Source organism: Pseudoalteromonas sp. SR45-6, from assembly GCF_014163545.1.
In the GTDB taxonomy this organism is placed as follows: Bacteria; Pseudomonadota; Gammaproteobacteria; order Enterobacterales; family Alteromonadaceae; genus Pseudoalteromonas; species Pseudoalteromonas rhizosphaerae.
This window is the reverse complement of sequence record NZ_JACJDM010000194.1, coordinates 1-419: the sequence shown is the minus strand read 5'-3', so window position 1 is coordinate 419 and position 419 is coordinate 1. Positions and strand designations below refer to the sequence as shown.

Genomic DNA, 419 nt, shown 5'->3' with positions numbered 1-419 from the left:
ACACTGACGATGCCACCGATTTCATCACTGCTACCGGTGATGGTTGGCGTGGTATCGTTCGTTGCAGCAAGTGGATCAATATCAAAAGTAGGCGCTTGAGTGTCAATTACTCCGCCGTTTTCAGTATCAGACGCGGTATTACCTGCCGCATCAGTGACGCTGGCATCCACTTGGAATGCGCCCTCTCCCAATGGGGTCGGTATATCCACCGACCACGTGCCATCTGCCAGTACCGTCGCGGTTAAGGTTTGCACGGTGCCGTTCGCATCTGTCACGGTGATACTTACCAATCCACCAATTTCATCACTGCTACCGGTGATGGTTGGGGTGCTGTCGTTCGTCGCAGCCAACGGATCAATATCAAAGGTTGGCGCAAGAGTATCGATCACTCCGCCATTTTCTGTGTCGCTAGCGGTATT

The 419-nt window shown here is 52.7% G+C and carries 1 protein-coding gene; it reads right to left on the bottom strand.

Features of this window, described 5'->3' with window-relative positions; translation table 11 throughout:
• Nucleotides 1-419 (bottom strand): Ig-like domain-containing protein (locus H5158_RS22880; RefSeq protein ID WP_259399486.1); only part of this gene is annotated, 419 nt, incomplete at both ends.